The sequence below is a fragment of the Streptomyces sp. NPDC048018 genome, from assembly GCF_043202995.1.
Classification (GTDB): Bacteria; Actinomycetota; Actinomycetes; order Streptomycetales; family Streptomycetaceae; genus Streptomyces.
In genome coordinates this window covers 600,482-615,949 of record NZ_JBIDBK010000002.1, presented here as the reverse complement: position 1 = coordinate 615,949, position 15,468 = coordinate 600,482, and the positions used below count along the sequence as shown (strand labels likewise).

Genomic DNA, 15,468 nt, shown 5'->3' with positions numbered 1-15,468 from the left:
TCCAGCGCATGGAAGACGTGGGGGACGCGCCCGAAGTCGGGTCGCAGAGTGGTGAAATGACGCCGCAGGCCTATATCGACGGACGGATCGGGCAGTACCAGGACTGGTACGACCGCAAGGCCACCAAGATGAAGGCGATGCATCTGCGGATGCGGACCGTTTCGGTGGTCGGCGGCGCGCTCGTGCCCGTGCTGGTGAACCTGGACATGGAGTTCGCGCGGATCACCGCCACCGTGCTCAGTCTCGTCGTGGTCGCCTCCGTCTCGCTGGAGAGCGTCTACCGCTACCGCGAGCAGTGGAAGAACTACCGGTCCACCGAGCAGTTGCTCGGGCACGAGCGCGTGTACTTCGCCGCCCGCGTCGGGCCGTACCACGGTCTCTCCGACCGGGACTCGTTCACGACGCTCGTCGCCCGCGTGGAGAAGGCCATCGCGAGCGAGAACTCCGCCACGCTCAACGTCATGACCCTCGGTGGACAGGTCAGCGCCGAGCTGCAGCAGTACGGGCTGCCCGCGCAGCGCGTACCGGCCGGTGGTGGGGACGACGCCGCGGAGAAGGCGGGGGACGGGGAGGGGAAGGCTTCGGCGGGCTCTTAGGGTTCGTCCCTGAGCGGTCGCTCCGTGTCACCGTGCTGGGGCCGCCGCCCCCTGCTCCCGGTGGCCCGCCGTCCCTGCTCCGGATGTCCCGTCGAGGGTGGCGGCGTGCGGGTGGAGGACGTCCGGCGGCCGGACGGCGGCCTCGACGGGCCCCTCGCGTACGTCTGGCCCGGGCGGGCGTGGACCGTCACACGTCGAAGTCGTACTCCAGGACGTACGACGACGAGTCCAGCGTCATCTCGTTGAGTTCCACCGGAACTCCCGCCTCGGACAGCGCCGTTCGCGCGATCAGGATCACCGGGGTGCCGAAGTCCAGGTCCAGGCGCGTGGTCTCCTCCGCCGTCGGCATCCGGCAGCGGATCTCCTCGCGGAAGTGGACCGGCCGGTGGCCCAGCTCCGCCAGTCGGGCGTAGGTGCCGCCGGGGCCGGTGTCCGGCTCCGTGATCGACGTGCCCCGGGCGAGACGGGCCGGCAGATACGAGACCGACAGCAGCACCGGCTTCTCGTCCAGCACGAAGCGCCGGCTGCGTACGCAGACCGGGTCGTCCGGCGCCGCCAGGTCCAGCACCCGGGCCACCCGGGGGCCCGCCGGCGCCGCCGCGGTCACCTCGATCTGGTCCACGACGAGGGCGCGGTCCTCGATGTCCGCCGACCAGACCGACCGCCCGCTGCCCCAGTGGTCCCGGGCGAGCCGCGGGATGCCGCGGCGCCGCAGCGGGCGGAACGCGCGCACGAACACCCCGGCCCCCTTGCGCGCCTCGGCGAGGCCCTCGTTGCGCAGGACGGACAGGGCCTGGCGGGCGGTCATCCGGGCCACGTCGTACGTGGACATGAGATCGTTCTCGCCGGGGAGCCGCTCGCCCGGCGCGAAGTCGCCCGACTGGATCGCGGTTCTCAACTCGTCGGCGATGCGCTGGTACTTGGGCCGACGACCGCTGTCCTGGTCAGTCATGGGTGGACCACTCCCTTCCGTCTGCGGGACACCCTACGGCGCGCATCTCGGGGCTCGTGCACACGTGTGCGCCGTCCCGCGCCGCCGATCCATCCTTCGGGGGACATCTCTAGAGATGCGTTGACAGGGGGAGGTCGCAGGGCTTCTCTGGGTGTACCTATCTGATCTCTGCGTAACCGGAACGGAGGGATACGTGCAGCCAGAGCCCGAGGTCGGTGACCTCGTCCGCGACACCACCACCGGACAGGTCGGCTTCTACGTCGACAGCGTCGCCGGCCGCTTCCTGATCCGGCCCGTCCACGGCGGCCGCGAGTGGGAGGCGGACCCCACCGACGTCCAGCTCGCCACCCCCCTGCACGAGCTGCGCGCCCGCGCGGCCGAGATCAACGCCCGGAGCCGGCGGAGTCTCGGCCCCTGAGGGTCCGAGACTCCGGAGTCCTCCGGTGCTCAGGGCCCGCCCGGTGTCGCGTGGGCGGTGGCATTGTCAGTGGGGCGCGTCACACTTGAAGCATGTGCCGCAGCATCAAGACCCTTCGACCGCCCGCCCTGCCCCACGAGGCCACCGAGGACGACGTCCACGCCGCAGCCCTGCAGTTCGTCCGCAAGGTCTCCGGATTCCGCGCGCCCGCCGCGCACAACCGGGAGGTGTTCGACCGGGCCGTGGACGAGATCGCGGAGGCGACCGCGCGTCTCCTCGGGAGCCTGGAGGTCCGCGGGGCCCATCCGGTCAGGACGCCGGAGCCGGAGCCGCAGCCGGACGCCGTATGACATAGGCGGCCAGCGTGCCCGCCAGGAAGAGCGCCAGGACGGGTACGCAGGCGCCGAGCCAGGTCGCGCCCAGCCAGCGGCCGCCGAGCCAGCCGAGGCCCACGCCGTACGTCGCCCAGACCGCGGCCGCGAGCACCGACCACGGCAGGAAGTCGCGCAGGCGGCGGCCGGTCGCGCCCGCCCCCAGCGAGACCACCGAGCGGCCGGCGGGAGCGAAGCGGGCCAGCACGACGAGCAGGCCGCCGCCCCTGGCCAGCGTCTCGCCGAGACGTTCCTGCGCCACGCTCAGACGGCGGGAGCGGGCCACGAAGCGGCCGATCCGGGTTCCGCCGCGCCGGGTCAGCTGATAGGCGGCGAGGTCGCCGAGCGCCGAGGCCGTGGCCGCGCAGAGGAGGAGCAGGATCAGGGAGGGGGCGTACGCGGCGGCCGCACCGGCCGGGGCGGTGGCCGAAAGGGACGTGCTCGCGGCGGAGGCCGCCGTGGCGGCCGTGACCACCAGGATGCCGCTCGGCAGCACCGGCAGGAAGACGTCGAGAAGGATCGACGTCGCCACCGCCGCGTAGATCCACGGGCCCGAGGTCAGCGACTGCAGTGACCACCCCGTGCCGTCGAGCACGTTCACAGCGCCAGAGCCTACGCGGGGGCAGCCGCCGGAACGCCGACCGGGGCCGGAATCCGCGGCTTCGCGGTCTCCGGCCCCGGTGGGTGGACCAGGCGGTGCCCCGACGGGGGGGATCAGGCGGTGACCGTCGAGGACTTCTCCTCCGACCGCTCGCCGGCGCCGGACGCGGTCGTGCCGCGCGCGCCGAACAGTCCGTCGAGCCCGAGTGCGCCCGATCCGGTGAAGACCAGCAGGAGGAAGGCCCAGCAGAACATGGCCGCAGCCTCGCCGTTGTTCTGCAGCGGGAACAGCGCCTGGGGCTGGTGGACGTCGAAGTACGCGTACGCCATCGAGCCGGATGCTATGAGCGCCGCACCGCGCGTGCCCAGGCCCACCAGGACCAGGGCGCCCGCGACGAGCTGGATGACGGCCGCGTACCAGCCGGGCCAGGTGCCGCTCGGAAGGGTGGCACCGCTGCCACCGGCGCCGCCGAGGACCCCGAAGAGGGAGGCGGCGCCGTGGCAGAGGAAGAGCAGGCCGATCACGATCCGGAAGAGGCCGAGCGCGTAGGGCTGGGCCTGATTCAGGCGACTCGCGAGCGCATTCATGAGGGGAGGGACTCCTTCGGTCTGGCCGGGCGGTACGCCCGGACCGTGGGGACGGGAACCGATGAGGCCCACAGGTTAGGCACCCCTCACTATTGCTTGCAAGTTCAACATTCGGCTCTTTGGTGCCGTCTGTTTCCGGCCGCCTGTTTCCGGCTGGCCGGCCATCGGGCGTCGCGCCCCGTTCAGCAGCCGTTGAGGATCGACTGCAGAGCGCTCTTCTCGGCGGAGTCGATGCTGAGGTTGTAGTAGTACTTGACCTGCACCCACATCCGGGCGTACGTGCAGCGGTACGAGGTGAGCGAGGGCAGCCACTCGGCCGGGTCCTGGTCGCCCTTGGCCTGGTTGACGTTGTCGGTGACCGCGATGAGCTGCGGGCGGGTCAGGTCGTTGGCGAAGCCCTGCCGCTGCGAGGTGGTCCAGGAGTTGGCGCCCGAGCGCCAGGCCTCGGCGAGCGGGACGACGTGGTCGATGTCGAGGTCGGAGGCGGCCGTCCAGGTGGCGCCGTCGTACGCGGAGTGCCAACTGCCGCTCACCGAGGCGCAGTTGGAGTCGGTGACGACGTTCACGCCGTCGCGCTTGAGGACCACCTCGCGGGTGTTGCAGGTGCCGGACTGGGTGATCCAGTGGGGGAAGAGGTCCCGGCTGTAGCCGGTGGTGGAACCTTCCGCCTTCACGGTCAGGGCGGCGAGGTAGGTGCGGGCGGTGGCGGCGCTCACCGGAGTGGGCGGGGCGGCCTGTGCGGCCGGGGCGGTGGCGAGGAGGCCGGTGACGGTCAGGGCGGCGGAGGCGGCGAGGACGGCTATTCGACGCGCGTAGACACCTGCGGCGGACATGCGAACTCCCTTGATGTGGGGGGACCTTGGCCGTTGCCGTCACCCTGGGGCGCGGCCCCGGGTGCCGGGCGGCCCGGTCATCGTGGTGGCGCCAGGTTTCCTTCGGGGGTGCGCCAGGTAACAGAGTGGCGACATGGGCACGTCACATCAAGGGTGTGAACGTGAAGGTGTGCAGGAGAGGGTGACGGGACGCCAGGGAATCGCGGGCGGGGGCTTGGTGCTGGGCGGTCCTGTGGCCGGGCGGGTGGGGTGGCCGGGCGGATGGGGTGGCCTGGCGGCCTGGCGGCCTGGCGGCCTGGCGGCCCGGCGGCGGATCGCCTGTGAGGGGCCGGGGGTAAGGGGGCCCTTCGGCGGGGTGCCCGTCGGTCCCGTCGGTCGCCTCGGTCGTGCCGGTCGTGCCGGTCGTGCCGGTCTTGCCAGGCATGCCGGGCGTGCCTGGCGGGGCCGGGGGGCGGGGCCGGGCGGTGAGGGGCGGGCCCGGCGGGGTGTCCCGTCGGGCGTGCCGGGCGGGGCCGGGCGGGCGCTCTAGGGTTGGCGCGTGCTTCTCGACGTGGACGCGAGCTTCGGCGCGGTGCTCGCCGTCCTGCTCGCCCTCGCCGCCGGAGTGGTCGCGTTCGCCCGTCTCGGCCGGGCCCGCGACACGCTGATCGCCGGAGCCCGCGCCGCCGTCCAGCTCGTCGCCGTCTCGCTCGTCATCGGCTGGGTCGTCCGCGCGGTGCCGCTGCTGGTCTGCTTCCTGCTGCTGATGTTCGCCGTGGCGGTACGGACCGCGGGCCGGCGGGTCGTTCCCGCGCCCGGCCGCGCCTGGCCGTGGGCCGCCGTACCCATCGCGGCCGGGGTGGTCCCGGTCGTCGCGGCGCTTCTGCTCGCCGGCATCGTCCCGCTGCGCGGCATCGCGCTCGTCCCCGTCACCGGCATCCTCATCGGCGGCGCGCTCACCGCCACCGTCCTCGGCGGGCGGCGCGCGCTCGACGAGATCGCGAACCGGAAGGGTGAGGTGGAGGCCGGGCTCGCGATCGGCCTCCTGGAGCGGGACGCGCGCCTGGAGGTGGCGCGCGAAGCCGCCTCCGACGCCCTGCTGCCGGGCATGGACCAGACCCGGACGGTCGGGCTCGTCACCCTTCCGGGTGCGTTCGTCGGCATGCTCCTCGGCGGCGCCTCACCCCTGCAGGCGGGGGCGGCACAGCTCTTCGTGCTGGTCGCGCTGCTGCTCGTGCAGGCGGTGGCGGTCGCCGTCACCCTGGAGCTGGTCGCCCGCGGACACCTCGTCCGTGCGGAGCGCGGAGCGGGGGCTACGCCTCGGCGGGGGCGGCGAAGGCCAGGGTGACCGTACCGTCCGGGCCCGGCTCGACCCGCAGCTCGGTCAGGTCGCGTACGTGGACGTCCGGACCGAACGCGGCCGCCCGCGGGCCCACGCCGACCACGCGCATGCCGGCCGCGCGTCCCGCCTGGATGCCGGCCTCGGAGTCCTCGAAGACCACGCAGTCGCCGGGTGCGAAGCCCAGCTCCGCCGCGCCCTTCAGGAAGCCCTCCGGGTCCGGCTTGCTCGCGCTCACGCCCTCCGCGGTGACCCGTACCCGCGGCATCGGCAGCCCCGCCGCGCCCATCCGCGCCCGCGCCAGGGCCTCGTCGGCCGAGGTCACCAGGGCGTGCGGCAGTCGCGTCAGCGAGGCCAGGAACGCGGGTGCTCCCGGCACCGGCACGACCCCGTCGAGGTCGGCGGTCTCCTCCGCGAGCATGACCCGGTTGTCGGCGTGGTTCTCCTCCATCGGGCGGTCCGGCAGGAGGACGGCCATCGTGGCGTACCCCTGGCGTCCGTGCACCACCTTCAGCGCCTCGACGGGATCGAGGCCGTGCCGCTCCGCCCAGCGCCGCCAGCAGCGCTCCACGACGGCGTCGGAGTTGACGAGCGTGCCGTCCATGTCGAGCAGGAGGGCGCGGGCGGTGAGCGACGCCGGGGTGGTGGCGGTCATTCGGGATCTCCAGAAGGGTGTCGGAGATGGGGGGTGACACGACGTGTACGAAGCGGTCCCGCTCGCCGGTCAGGGGGTGCGAGCGGGGCCACTTTGTTTCTCCACGATACAAAACGAGCGGCCCGCCGCCAAACCCGTCCGCATCGTGGGCGCCTTCCGCCGTCGACTGCGGCCGCCCTCGGCCTCCTCCGCCGCCGACCGTCCCCGCCGCCGTTCGCCCTCCGACGCCCCGCGTCACCGCCGCCGACCGCAGCCCGCGCCGTCGGTCGTCGCCTCCCGCTTCGGCCGCCGCCTCAGCCCCAGTTGCCGTCGCCGCCGCCCTCGGTGCCGTCCGTCTCCGCCTCCAGGGCCTGGCGCGTGGCCGGGCCGTAGACGCCCTGCGGGTCCTGGTCGATGTACTTGTACGACTGGTAGACCTCGACGGCGTGGGCGACCTTCCGCGAGTACGAGCCGTTGATCGGGCCGCTGTAGAGCCACAGCTCGCGCAGGCGCCGCTGCAGCTCCGCCACCTCCGGCCCCGACGAGCCGAGGCTCAGGGTCGGCCCCTCCGGGTCGCGCGGGGACTCGGTCGGGGCCACGGCGCTCGGGTTCGCCGGGCCGGTGGGTGCCGTCGTCGTGGGGGCCACCGGGGTGCTCGCGGTGGAGGGGGCGCGGGTGCCCGCCGGAGAAGGCGAGGTCGACCGCGGGGTGCGCGAGGGTGCCGCCGACGTCGAGGGGGAGGACGAGGGGGAGGGGGTGGTGGTCGGTGCCTCGGAGACGGAGACGTTCTCGGAGGCGCTCGTGGTGACCTCCGGGACGCCTGCCCGGTCGTCGGTGTCGTCACCGCCGATCAGGGCGGCGGCGAGGGCGGCGGTGCCGACCACGGCCGCGGTGACGACGCCGGCGATCACGGCCCCCCGGCCGCGACCCCGGCCGCGCCCCCGGCCCCCGGGGGCGTAGGCGATGGTGTGCGCGGGGCCGTCGTCGTACGGCTCATCGGCCCGGTCCGCGTACCCGGCCTCGGTCGCGTACGCGGTCGGGGCGCCGGCTCCGTGCGCCGTCCCGGTTTCGTACGCGTCGCCGGCCGCGTACCCCGCCCGGGGCCCGTAGCCACCGCCGTACGCGCCGGCGGTTCCATGCGGGGCGTCGGCTCCGTACGCGCCCTCGGCGGCGACCCCGGCCTGGTACGGCATCCCGTCGGCGTACACCGACGCCGGGTCGGTGCCCGGCAGCAGCAGGGACATCGTCGCCGGACCCTCGTCCTGGCCACCCGGCCGCGGGCCCTCCGGCTGCGGACGGCCCAGCCACGGACCGCCCGCCTCCGGACCATCCGACCGCGGACCGTCCGACCGCGGAGATCCGCCCCCGGGTCCCGCTGCCGGCGGCACCGCCATCGCCGCATGCGCCTGCACCACCGGCGCAGGGTTCGCCGACGCCGACGCCGACGCCGACGCCGACGCCCGCGTCTCCGACGCCCGCGCCTCCTGCGTCCCGGCCCGCGGGGGCACCTCGGGCGGGAGCGGTCCCGCCGGCGGCCCCACGACCACCGGAGGCAGCACCGTCGTCTCGGCCGCCCCCGAACCCGCGTCCTCCGCCGTGCCCGGCGTCCCGTACGGCCGGATGCCCGCCCCCGAACCCGCGTCCTCCGTTCCGTACGGCCGGACGCCCGGACCCGCGTCCTCCGTGGCGCCCAGCGTCACGTACGGCCGGATGCGCAGCGGATCGAAGTCCTCCGCCGCAGCCACGCGGGCGGCCTGCGCCTGTGCTCGCTCACAGGCGCAGCCGGGTCTGTGTACACCGCATTCAAGACAGACGTGTCCGGACATCGTCGGGTCCCCTCCCCAATTCAACTGCGAGCGATTATGCAGTCAGCCCGCCGCCAGAGGGTGAACACCTGTACCCCTCCGCAGGCCGGAACGGGACAAACGCCCCAGGATGGACTCCAGGACGGACCCCGGACGGAGGACAGGAGGCCGCATGGCCCAGGAGACACGCGCGCCACAGGCCGGCGGCGGCCCCGTGCCGGGGGAGGGACAGAGTCACCGCACCGTCGTCATCGCGATCGGCGCGCTGCTGCTCGGCCTGCTCCTCGCCGCGCTCGACCAGACCATCGTCTCCACCGCGCTGCCGACCATCGTCAGCGAACTCGGCGGCATGGAGCACCTGTCCTGGGTCGTCACCGCCTACCTGCTGGCCTCGACCGCCGCCACCCCCCTCTGGGGCAAACTCGGCGACCAGTACGGGCGCAAGAAGCTCTACCAGGGCGCCATCGTCCTCTTCCTCATCGGCTCCGCCCTCTGCGGGATCGCCCAGAACATGCCCCAGCTCATCGCCTTCCGCGCGGTCCAGGGACTCGGCGGCGGCGGGCTGATCGTGCTGTCGATGGCGATCGTCGGCGACCTCGTCCCGCCCCGCGAACGCGGCCGCTACCAGGGCCTCTTCGGCGCCGTGTTCGGCAGCACCAGCGTCCTCGGCCCGCTCCTGGGCGGCCTGTTCACCGAACACCTCTCCTGGCGCTGGGTCTTCTACGTCAACCTGCCCATCGGCGTCGTCGCGCTCTTCGTCATCGCCGCCGTGCTGCACATCCCGGTCGGCACCCGCCGCCACACCATCGACTACCTCGGCACCTTCCTCATCGCCTCGGTCGCCACCTGCGCGGTCCTGGTCGCCTCGCTCGGCGGCACCACCTGGGCCTGGGGCTCGCCGCAGATCATCGGCCTCGCCGTGCTCGCCGCAGGGCTCCTGGTCTGGTTCGTCCGGGTCGAGCGGCGGGCGGCCGAACCGGTCCTCCCGCTCAAGCTGTTCCGGATCAGGACCTTCACCCTCGTCTCCGTCATCAGCTTCGTCGTCGGCTTCGCCATGTTCGGCGCGATGACCTATCTGCCGACCTTCCTCCAGGTCGTGCGGGGCGTCACGCCCACCATGTCCGGCGTGCACATGCTGCCGATGGTCGCCGGCATGTTCCTCATGTCGACCGCCTCCGGGCAGATCGTCTCCAGGACGGGCCGCTGGAAGCTCTTCCCGGTGGCCGGCACCGCCCTCACCGCGGTCGGCCTGCTGCTCCTGAACCGGCTGACCGAGGCGAGCTCCACGGGGGAGATGAGCCTCTCCTTCTTCGTCTTCGGCGCCGGACTCGGCCTCCTCATCCAGGTCCTCGTCCTCGTCGTGCAGAACGCCGTCTCCTACCAGGACCTCGGCGTCGCCACCTCCGGAGTCACCTTCTTCCGCTCCATCGGGGCATCCTTCGGCGTCGCCGTCTTCGGCACGATCTTCACCAAGGGCCTCACCGGGACACTGACGGACACCCTCGCCGGGCAGGACCTCCCGGCCGGGGCCGGCGCCGCGGAACTCGCCGCCGACCCGCGCGCCCTCGCCGCGCTCCCGCCCGCACTCCGCCCGGCCGTCCTCCACGCCTACGCCACGTCCATCACCGACGTCTTCCTCTACGCGGCACCGGTGGTCCTGGTCGCCTTCGGCGTCGCCTGCCTCCTCAAGGAGGACCGGCTGCGCGGCTCCGTCACCGCGCCCGAACCGGGCCAGACCCCCGCCCCCCACCCCGTCCCGCGCTCCTCGCACGACGAGTGCGCCCGCGCCCTGTCCGTCCTCGGCTCCCGCGAGGGCCGCAAGGAGATCTACGAGAAGATCACCGCCCGTGCCGGGCTCGACCTGCTGCCCGCCGCGAGCTGGCTGCTGCTGCGGGTCCGCCGCCACGGGACCGTCGAGCCCGGGCAGCTCGCCGAGGCCACCCCCGTACCGCTGCGGGCGATCACCGAGGGCGCCCGGCAACTGGAGGAACGGCGGCTCGTGGAGCGCGAAGGGGCCCAACTGATGCTCACCGAGCAGGGGGCCGAGACGGCCGCACGCCTCGCCCAGGCACGTGAGGACTCCCTGTCCGACCTCCTGGGCGACTGGTGGGGGCCGGAGCGGCCCACCGACCTCGTCCACCTCGTGGAGGAACTGACCGCCGAGCTCGCCGGCTCGGACGCGGAACGCCCCGGCCCGCCGGAACCGCCCCGCGACCCCCGGGCGTAGGAGGCGGACGGGGCAGGAGAACCGCCGCCGGCTACAGCTCCTTGCCGTACCAGATATCCATGTACGGCCCCGAGCAGTACGCCGGGATCTCCCCGTAGCCGTTGCGCGCGTACACCGCCCGCGCCTCCACCAGGTCCAGGCGCGTGTTCAGCACCATCCGGCGGGCACCGAGATCGCGCGCCGCGTCCTCCAGGCGCGACAGCAGCGCGTTCGCGCCGCCCTTGCCGCGGAAACCGGGACGCAGGAACACCCGGGTCAGCTCGGCCCGCTCCCCGTCCAGCAGGAGCACGCCCCCGCACCCCGCCGCCACGCCCTCGTGGCGCGCCACCAGGAACTGCCCGGTCGGCGGCGTCAGCAGCCCGGCCCCGTCGTCGGCCAGCCCCTCGTCGATCTCCGCCTCCGTCGCGGGGCGCTTCCAGTAGCTGCCGGCGACGTCGCCGTAGTAGTCGCGGCGCAGCGAGGTGGCGTCCGGGGTGTCGACGTGCTCGGGGGTGAAGATCCAGGTCATGCCGCCATTGTGGGCACGCGCCCCCGGCGGCGCCCCCGAATTTCCCGGGGGGCCGCCTGTGTACGTCCGTCTCGTTGCTCACGCTCGTCTTCGCCGCGCGAGCACCCTCACGAGCGGCATGACCGGCCGGCCAGCTCAGCTGGTCGGCGCCCCGATCCGGTTCCGCTACCCCAGGCCGCTCGCACGCGTTTCGGGCGTCGGGCGGCGGAAGCCGCGGGTGAGGCAGAGCAGGTAGAGGAAGCCGGCGGCGAGCCAGCAGCCGCCGATCGTCAAGGCGACCGAGCTGAGCCGCGTCATCAGGTAGAGGGTGACGCACACACCGAGTGCCGGGACGACGACGTAGCCGAGCACGTTCACGCCATCCGTGCCGCGGTTGCGCACGAAGAACACGACGACGCACACGTTGACGACGGTGAAGCCGAGGAACGCGCCGAAGTTGATGAACGAAGTCGCGGTCTCCAGGGAGATGCCCAGGCCGAACAGGCCTACCGTGCCGGTCAGGACGAGACACAGCACCGGGGTCCCGGTTCGGGCGTTCAGCGCGCCGAAGACCCGCTTCGGCAGCACTCCGTCGCGGCCCATGATGTACAGCAGCCGGCTGGAGCTGAGCTGGACCGCGAGCCCCGAGGCGAAGTCGCCGGCGATCCCGGCCATGTTCGTCCAGTCCGCGAATCCCTGGCCGCCGACCTCGACGGACATCGTGTACGCGACGATCTCCGGGTCGTCGAAGATGCCGCCGGGGTGGACCAGTTGCATCACGTACGCGACGGCCGCGAACAGCAGGCAGCCGATCGCGATCACCAGGACGACGGCGCGTGGGATGGTTCGCCGGGCATCCCGCGCTTCCTCGGAGAGCGTGGTCACGGCGTCGAAGCCGAGGTAGGAGTAGGCGGCGATGGCGGCCGCGGCCGAGATGCCGGCGAGCCCGCTCTCCGCGTTGCAGAGCGGCGCGGTGTACGACTGCGGCGGCTGGTCGACGAGGTGGACGAGGCAGTACGCGACGAACAGCAGGACCAGGAAGACGGCGAGGCCGGTCAGGACCTTGTTGACGCGGTCGGTCAGGGTGAGGTCGACGATGCCGTGCGAGCTCGCGGACCGAGCCTTTCCCAGCCCGGTCGCAGCAGCCACGAGTTGGACGCTCCCGCGCAACGGCGTGTGAGTGGCTTGGCCCACTCGTTGATGACCGGTACGGGAGCGCCGCCGGGGACGGGCCGGGAGGCGGCCGTGGCTCGGCCGCCCCTTCCGGGTCCGTCCCGCTCGCGGGGGTGGGTCAGCTGCGTACGCGGGCGATCAGCAGGCCGTCGTAGCCCTTCGTGCCGACGACCTGGAAGGCCGTGGCGTCCAGGCGCGGTTCGCGGGCGACCAGTTCGACCATCTCGCGGGTGCCGGTGACCGCCGGGTCTTCCGGGTGCGGTGTGGCCACCTTGCCCGCGCGTCCGACGTTGTCGACCACGATGAGGGCGCCGGGCCGGGAGAGCTTCAGGGCCCAGGAGACGTAGTGCGGGTTGTTGACCTTGTCCGCGTCGATGAAGACGAAGTCGAACGGGCCCGCGCCCTCCTGCTCCAGGAGCGGCAGGGTGTCCAGGGCGGCGCCGACGCGTACCTCGACGATCTTGTCGAGCCCGGCGCGGGCGAGGTTGCCGCGGGCGACGTCCGCGTGCTTCGGGTCGTACTCCAGCGTGATCAGACGGCCGTCGGCGGGCAGTGCGCGGGCCAGCCAGATCGTGCTGTAGCCGCCGAGGGTGCCGATCTCCAGGACGTTCCGCGCGCCCTGCGTCGCGACGAGCAGATGGAGCAGCTTGCCCTGGTTGGGGGCGACGGCGATCTCGGGCAGTCCGGCCGCCGTGGAGTCGGCGAGCGCGGCGGTGAGCGCGTCGTCGGCCGGGGCGAGCAGGTCGGTGAAGTAGCGGTCGACGGTGGTCCATTGGGCGTGGTCGTTGCTCATGGAGCCGAACGTACACCGGCCCGCACGCGCCGCTCCCGCGCCGCGGCGCGCCGTGTCCGGATCGCGGCGAGGGTGCCCGCCGTCAGGAGCAGCAGGCCGCCGGCCACGGTGATCAGCCAGACCGGGATCTCGCCGACCGTCCACAGCCGGTCGTGCCAGACGATCTCGCGGTACGGGGTGTCGGCGGATGCCCGGACGAGTTCGTGGTCGCCGTCGATGCGGGCGGGCTCGGGGAAGGACTGGTCGACGGATGTAAGGAACACCCGGCCCGTTCCCGCGAGTTCGGCGAGGGCGCCGGACGGCCGGTCGACCGTGCCGGCGAAGAGCACCTCGGGCCGGTCGCCGCCGATGCTGCCGCGCGGTTCCATCCGGTGCCCGGCGAGCACGAAGAGGCCGAGGGACTGCGGGGTCCGGGCGAGCCGGGAGAGTCGCATCGGGTAGACGGGCCGGTCGTTGGCGAAGGCGATCCGCAGCGGGTCGAGGGCTCCGTACAGCTTCTCGCCGGCCTTCTCGGGGGCGAGGCGGACGGCGACGTACTCCCACTTCCGCTCGACGTACGGGCGCAGTTCGGTGGACAGCCGGTCGGAGAGCTCGAAGCCGTTGCGGTGCAGCCAGGTGCTGAGGGCCGTCGGGTCGGTGGCGGTGAGGCGGGCGACGTCGAAGGGGCCGAGCCGTTCGCGGCCGACGACGCCGACGCCGGAGCCGGCCCTGCCCGGGGCCGCGGCGGCGCCGTCCGTGTCGTCGTCGGCGAACGGCCAGTCGTCACCGCGCGGCCAGAAGTGGTCGCGGTCCCGGTGTTCGGGAGCGCTGAGCCGTTCGAGCTCCTCGAAGAGTGCGGGGTCGCCGAGGGTGACGTCCGCCCGGTGCGGCACCGGCATGATCCAGGCGGCCCGGTCGGCGTCGCCGTGGACGGTGAAACGCATGACGATCTGCTCGGTGCCCGTGCGCTCGTCCCAGTGCACGGCCGAGGTCTCCCGGTCGACGCCGATCCGCGCCATCCTGTCGGTGACCATGGCGCCGCAGCCGCAGGCGTAGGCCGGTGCGACGAGTGAGCCCAGCTGGAGCGCGAGCAGCGCGGCGATCGTCGTGAGAAGTCTGTGTGTCCCCCGCATGCCTGCTCGGACGCGCAAGAGGAGTGCCCGGTTCCCCCTGGGCGCCCCGTGCCGGAGCTCCGTGCGTGGGGCTGCCGGGCGCCGGGGCGCAGGGGCGCCGGGCGTCCCGGCGTCCCGGCGTCCCGGCGTCCGGGCGTCCCGGCGTCCGGGCCTCCCGGCGTCCCGGCGTCCCGGCGTCCGGGTGGGAGGCGGGGTGTGGGCGGGGGAGCAGTGCCCCCGGCCTCCTCGGGTTCAGCGCGCTCTGACCTGGAGTTCCTTGATGCCGTTGAGCCAGGCCGCGCGCAGTCGGCGTGGGTCGCCCGCCAGGGTGAGGTCGGGCAGTTCGTCGGCGAGTGCCTCGAAGATCAGCTCGATCTCCTTGACGGCGAGGGACTTGCCGAGGCAGAAGTGCGGTCCGCCGCCGCCGAAGCCGAGGTGCGGGTTGGGGTCGCGGGTGATGTCGAAGGTCTCGGGGTTCTCGAAGACCTCGGGGTCGTTGTTGGCGGAGGAGTAGAAGAGGCCGATGCGGTCGCCCTTGCGGATCTTCTGGCCGCCGAGTTCGGTGTCCTGGGTGGCGGTCCGCTGGAAGGAGACCACCGGGGTGGCCCAGCGCACGATCTCCTCGGCGGCGGTCGCGGGCCGCTCCCGCTTGTACAGCTCCCACTGGTCGGGATGGGTGAGGAAGGCGTGCATGCCGTGGCTGATGGCGTTGCGGGTGGTCTCGTTGCCGGCGACGGCGAGCAGCAGGACGAAGAAGCCGAACTCGTCGGAGGAGAGGTTGCCCTGGCCCTCGGCGGCGACCAACTGACTCACGATGTCCTGGGCGGGGCACTTCTTGCGGGCGGCGGCGAGGTTCATCGAGTAGCCGATGAGCTCCATGGCGGCCTCGGCGCCGATCTCCTCGGTGATGGCGTACTCGGGGTCGTCGTACGCGACCATCTTGTTCGACCAGTCGAAGATGCGGGCGCGGTCCTCCTGCGGTACGCCGATGAGTTCGGCGATGGCCTGGAGGGGGAGTTCGACGGCGACCTTGGTGACGAAGTCGAAGGCGCCGTCCTGTGCCGTGGCCTCCTTGGCCTCCGCGACGATGGCGCGGGCGCGGTCGCGCAGGACGGTCTCCAGGCCGCGGATGGCGCGCGGGGTGAAGCCGCGCTGCACGATCTGGCGGACCCGGGTGTGTTCGGGCGGGTCCATGTTGAGCATGATGAGCTTCTGGACCTCGATCTGGTCCCGGGTGATGTGTTCGTTGAAGCGGATGACGGCGGTGTTCTCGTTGGAGGAGAACAACTCGGGGTGGGTGGAGACGTACTTGACGTCGGCGTGGCGGGTCACCGCCCAGTAGCCCCCGTCGTCGAAGCCGGTGAGGCCGGGGGGCTGGGGACACCACCAGACGGGGGCGGTCTGCCGCAGCTGCGCGAACTCCGGATGGGGGACGCGACTCTGGAGCAGGTCGGGGTCGGTGGCGTCGAACCCTTCGGAGACATGGGGGCAGGGCATCGGCAACACACTCCATATCTGATGGCCCATCAGAAGATGCCGGGAAAGGTAGTAACGAGTTCTACAAGTAGCAAGGCGCACGGCG

16 protein-coding genes are annotated in these 15,468 nt (G+C 73.0%); 5 read left to right on the top strand and 11 right to left on the bottom strand.

The features are described from left to right. Positions 1 to 56 precede the first annotated feature (56 nt). Positions 57 to 596 (top strand): DUF4231 domain-containing protein, encoded by a 540-nt coding sequence (locus ACGF1Z_RS08660; protein ID WP_393001420.1) that lies wholly within the window; start codon positions 57 to 59, stop codon positions 594 to 596. Between the two features lie 187 nt (positions 597 to 783). Here the strand turns inward: ACGF1Z_RS08660 and ACGF1Z_RS08655 are convergent, their stop codons facing one another. After that, positions 784 to 1,548 (bottom strand): GntR family transcriptional regulator, encoded by a 765-nt coding sequence (locus tag ACGF1Z_RS08655; protein ID WP_393001418.1) that lies wholly within the window; start codon positions 1,546 to 1,548, stop codon positions 784 to 786. Positions 1,549 to 1,741: 193 nt separating this feature from the next. On the opposite strand from ACGF1Z_RS08655, the gene ACGF1Z_RS08650 reads away from it, so the two are divergent. Beyond that, positions 1,742 to 1,966: a hypothetical protein gene (locus tag ACGF1Z_RS08650; RefSeq protein WP_393001416.1), complete on the top strand. Its 225-nt coding sequence runs from the start codon at positions 1,742 to 1,744 to the stop codon at positions 1,964 to 1,966. 92 nt (positions 1,967 to 2,058) lie between these two features. Beyond that, complete coding sequence (locus ACGF1Z_RS08645; protein WP_393001414.1) at positions 2,059 to 2,316, top strand: DUF2277 domain-containing protein; 258 nt, start codon at positions 2,059 to 2,061, stop codon at positions 2,314 to 2,316. On the opposite strand, the gene ACGF1Z_RS08640 is transcribed toward ACGF1Z_RS08645, so the two are convergent. From ACGF1Z_RS08640 to ACGF1Z_RS08630, 3 genes are all read right to left on the bottom strand, one after another. After that, a complete protein-coding gene (locus ACGF1Z_RS08640; RefSeq protein WP_393001412.1) occupies positions 2,276 to 2,938 on the bottom strand; it encodes a DedA family protein in 663 nt (220 codons plus the stop codon). The genes ACGF1Z_RS08645 and ACGF1Z_RS08640 overlap by 41 nt on opposite strands. Positions 2,939 to 3,051: 113 nt before the next feature. After that, the gene (locus ACGF1Z_RS08635; RefSeq protein WP_393001410.1) at positions 3,052 to 3,525 is read right to left on the bottom strand and encodes a DoxX family protein; all 474 of its coding nucleotides are present in this window, start codon (positions 3,523 to 3,525) and stop codon (positions 3,052 to 3,054) included. Between the two features lie 182 nt (positions 3,526 to 3,707). Continuing rightward, positions 3,708 to 4,358, bottom strand: coding sequence for an HNH endonuclease family protein (locus tag ACGF1Z_RS08630; protein ID WP_393001408.1), 651 nt, complete (start codon positions 4,356 to 4,358; stop codon positions 3,708 to 3,710). Between the two features lie 538 nt (positions 4,359 to 4,896). Here ACGF1Z_RS08630 and ACGF1Z_RS08625 point away from each other — a divergent pair. Beyond that, positions 4,897 to 5,685, top strand: coding sequence for an ABC transporter permease (locus ACGF1Z_RS08625; RefSeq protein WP_393001406.1), 789 nt, complete (start codon positions 4,897 to 4,899; stop codon positions 5,683 to 5,685). Here the strand turns inward: ACGF1Z_RS08625 and ACGF1Z_RS08620 are convergent. Then, positions 5,651 to 6,331, bottom strand: a complete 681-nt coding sequence (locus ACGF1Z_RS08620) for an HAD family hydrolase (RefSeq protein ID WP_393001404.1) — start codon at positions 6,329 to 6,331, stop codon at positions 5,651 to 5,653. The genes ACGF1Z_RS08625 and ACGF1Z_RS08620 overlap by 35 nt on opposite strands. Before the next feature lie 293 nt (positions 6,332 to 6,624). Further along, positions 6,625 to 7,554, bottom strand: coding sequence for a peptidoglycan-binding protein (locus ACGF1Z_RS08615; RefSeq protein WP_393001402.1), 930 nt, complete (start codon positions 7,552 to 7,554; stop codon positions 6,625 to 6,627). 733 nt (positions 7,555 to 8,287) lie between these two features. Here ACGF1Z_RS08615 and ACGF1Z_RS08610 point away from each other — a divergent pair. Next, the gene (locus ACGF1Z_RS08610) at positions 8,288 to 10,342 is read left to right on the top strand and encodes an MFS transporter (protein WP_393001400.1); all 2,055 of its coding nucleotides are present in this window, start codon (positions 8,288 to 8,290) and stop codon (positions 10,340 to 10,342) included. Between the two features lie 31 nt (positions 10,343 to 10,373). On the opposite strand, the gene ACGF1Z_RS08605 is transcribed toward ACGF1Z_RS08610, so the two are convergent. The 5 genes from ACGF1Z_RS08605 to ACGF1Z_RS08585 all read right to left on the bottom strand — a co-directional run bounded on the left by ACGF1Z_RS08605 (position 10,374) and on the right by ACGF1Z_RS08585 (position 15,383). Beyond that, on the bottom strand, positions 10,374 to 10,850 hold the full coding sequence (locus ACGF1Z_RS08605; protein ID WP_393001398.1) for a GNAT family N-acetyltransferase: 477 nt from the start codon (positions 10,848 to 10,850) through the stop codon (positions 10,374 to 10,376). A 165-nt stretch (positions 10,851 to 11,015) separates the two neighbouring features. Further along, complete coding sequence (locus tag ACGF1Z_RS08600; RefSeq protein WP_393001396.1) at positions 11,016 to 11,978, bottom strand: APC family permease; 963 nt, start codon at positions 11,976 to 11,978, stop codon at positions 11,016 to 11,018. Between the two features lie 142 nt (positions 11,979 to 12,120). After that, positions 12,121 to 12,795, bottom strand: a complete 675-nt coding sequence (locus tag ACGF1Z_RS08595) for an O-methyltransferase (protein WP_393001394.1) — start codon at positions 12,793 to 12,795, stop codon at positions 12,121 to 12,123. Then, complete coding sequence (locus ACGF1Z_RS08590) at positions 12,792 to 13,907, bottom strand: DUF2330 domain-containing protein (RefSeq protein WP_393001392.1); 1,116 nt, start codon at positions 13,905 to 13,907, stop codon at positions 12,792 to 12,794. The genes ACGF1Z_RS08595 and ACGF1Z_RS08590 overlap by 4 nt, the downstream gene beginning before the upstream one ends. A 231-nt stretch (positions 13,908 to 14,138) precedes the next feature. Then, entirely contained in the window at positions 14,139 to 15,383 is a 1,245-nt protein-coding gene (locus ACGF1Z_RS08585) for a cytochrome P450 (protein WP_393001390.1), read from the bottom strand. Positions 15,384 to 15,468 lie beyond the last annotated feature (85 nt).

Coding starts and splice junctions, on each gene's coding strand:
- ACGF1Z_RS08660 (WP_393001420.1), top strand. CDS start 57: ATGACGCCGCAGGCCTATATCGACGGACGGATCGGGCAGTACCAGGAC.
- ACGF1Z_RS08655 (WP_393001418.1), bottom strand. CDS start 1,548: ATGACTGACCAGGACAGCGGTCGTCGGCCCAAGTACCAGCGCATCGCC.
- ACGF1Z_RS08645 (WP_393001414.1), top strand. CDS start 2,059: ATGTGCCGCAGCATCAAGACCCTTCGACCGCCCGCCCTGCCCCACGAG.
- ACGF1Z_RS08635 (WP_393001410.1), bottom strand. CDS start 3,525: ATGAATGCGCTCGCGAGTCGCCTGAATCAGGCCCAGCCCTACGCGCTC.
- ACGF1Z_RS08630 (WP_393001408.1), bottom strand. CDS start 4,358: ATGTCCGCCGCAGGTGTCTACGCGCGTCGAATAGCCGTCCTCGCCGCC.
- ACGF1Z_RS08620 (WP_393001404.1), bottom strand. CDS start 6,331: ATGACCGCCACCACCCCGGCGTCGCTCACCGCCCGCGCCCTCCTGCTC.
- ACGF1Z_RS08615 (WP_393001402.1), bottom strand. CDS start 7,554: ATGTCCCTGCTGCTGCCGGGCACCGACCCGGCGTCGGTGTACGCCGAC.
- ACGF1Z_RS08610 (WP_393001400.1), top strand. CDS start 8,288: ATGGCCCAGGAGACACGCGCGCCACAGGCCGGCGGCGGCCCCGTGCCG.
- ACGF1Z_RS08605 (WP_393001398.1), bottom strand. CDS start 10,850: ATGACCTGGATCTTCACCCCCGAGCACGTCGACACCCCGGACGCCACC.
- ACGF1Z_RS08595 (WP_393001394.1), bottom strand. CDS start 12,795: ATGAGCAACGACCACGCCCAATGGACCACCGTCGACCGCTACTTCACC.
- ACGF1Z_RS08590 (WP_393001392.1), bottom strand. CDS start 13,907: ATGCGGGGGACACACAGACTTCTCACGACGATCGCCGCGCTGCTCGCG.
- ACGF1Z_RS08585 (WP_393001390.1), bottom strand. CDS start 15,383: ATGCCCTGCCCCCATGTCTCCGAAGGGTTCGACGCCACCGACCCCGAC.